General features: G+C 60.3%; 1 protein-coding gene. It reads left to right on the forward strand.

The annotated features are described in order from the left end of the window. Nucleotides 1–498: 498 nt before the first annotated feature. Nucleotides 499–1797: cache domain-containing protein (locus BKP54_RS34700; protein ID WP_128090578.1), on the forward strand; the 1299-nt coding region annotated here is incomplete at its 3' end.

Raw genomic sequence — 1797 nt, forward strand, 5'->3', positions numbered from 1 at the left:
GCAGCAGAACGCGGCAATGGTGGAAGAGCAGACGGCGGCAAGCCATGGCCTGGCTTCGGAAGCCGCTTCGCTCAATGCGCTTCTGGCCCAGTTCAACCTCGGCAATACCCAGAGCGCCTATGCGCCGGCAGCTATGCCGCGCCGTCGCGCCGCATAGACGTAAAACACCTTAGATGCGAAGCAGGGCCCGGAGCACAACTCCGGGTCTTTGTTTTTGGATGCCCGTTTTTCGAAAATCGGCGCGTGCGCCGTAATTCGTTGTTCCGGCTTTCCTTTTTTAAGTTTTGATAAAGTGTCGAGGCATACCGTCCGATTGCCGCGAAATGACTTCGCACCGCACATCCGCCGATAGGGTCCATCTCCCGAAAAGCTCGCCTCAGGGCCACCGATGTGTTCCAGACACCTGCCTCACGCTGCGCGTGTTTTGGCTTTCCATCACGCGTTCGAAGTTTGCTCGCGATCTGCTTTTTCAAGCAATCGCGCGAAGGGAGACGAACGGTGATTCTCAAGACTGCGACCGCACGAAACATGTTTGCCATCGTGATGACTGGCCTTTTGACCTGTATGGTCACGGCTGCCATCGTGTTCTGGCTATCCTATCAGCAGCTGAAAGAGCGCAGCATTGCGGAGATGACCAACGCCGCCTATGCAAGCGCCGCCAACGTCGAGGCGAGGTTCGCAGAGACGAAAACGCTCGCCAACAACATGCGCTCTGCCCTCTATGCCATGAAGGACAGTGGCACGGCGTCTCGCGAAGGTACGGTTGCGCTGCTGAAAAAGCTGATCGCGGACAACCCGCTCGCCGTTGGCCTCAGCACCGGCTGGGAGCCGAACGCGTTTGACGGCAAGGATGCGGAATATGCGGGCAAACCGGGCCACGATGCCAGTGGCCGCTACGTTCCCTATATCGCCCGTTCGGGGGAAAAGATCGTGTACGAAGCGCTGGTCGATTACGACAAGCCCGGCGCAGGAGATTACTATCAGGTCCCCAAGAAGACTGGCCGCGACATGATCACCGAGCCTTACTTCTACAAGATCGACGGCAAGGACGTGCTGATGACGTCGATCATGGTGCCGTTGAAGCTCGACAATGCCTTCGTCGGCGTCGATGGCGTCGACATGGCGCTTGACCACCTTTCCAACGAGTTGGGCAAGCTGGCCCCGTTCGGTACCGGATTCGTTTCGCTGGTCAGCCAGGGCGGCAGCATCATCAGCCATCCCGATCAGACTTTCCTTGGAAAATCGCTAAAGGACACCGGGCTTGAGGCCGGCGGTTGGGGCCAGCTTCTGGGCAAGACCGAGCAGGCGTTTGAACTCACCCACACGGATGGCTCGGTGCACATCGCCGTTGCCGTGCCGGTCAAGCTTCTGCCCGATACAACCTGGTACGTCGTCGTATCCGTGCCGCAGGCTACCGTCTTTGCCGGTCTCTCGCAGCTTGCGATGATCTCCGTCGCGGTTATCGCCGTCGCAGCCTTGATCATGATCCTGGTCGGTTGGACGCTTGCCACCCGATTCCGCAAGCGCGTTGCGGCGGTCATCGGCGTCACCGGTGAAATCGCTGCGGGCAAGACCGATGTCGACCTGTCGGAAGCCGAGTGCAAGGACGAGATCGGCGATCTCGCCCGCTCGCTGCAGGTGCTGCGCGACGCGACCATCGCCAAGCTCAAGCTCGAAGACGAGGCCGACGCCAACCGTTCACTGTCGGAGCGCGAGCGCCTGGAACGCCAGGCTCGCGATGCCCGTGATGCTGCCGAAGTGCAGCAGGCCGTCGATGGCCTGGCAAGCGGTCTCGGC

This window comes from Ensifer sp. 1H6, assembly GCF_001976035.1.
GTDB classification, from domain to species: domain Bacteria; phylum Pseudomonadota; class Alphaproteobacteria; order Rhizobiales; family Rhizobiaceae; genus Ensifer; species Ensifer canadensis.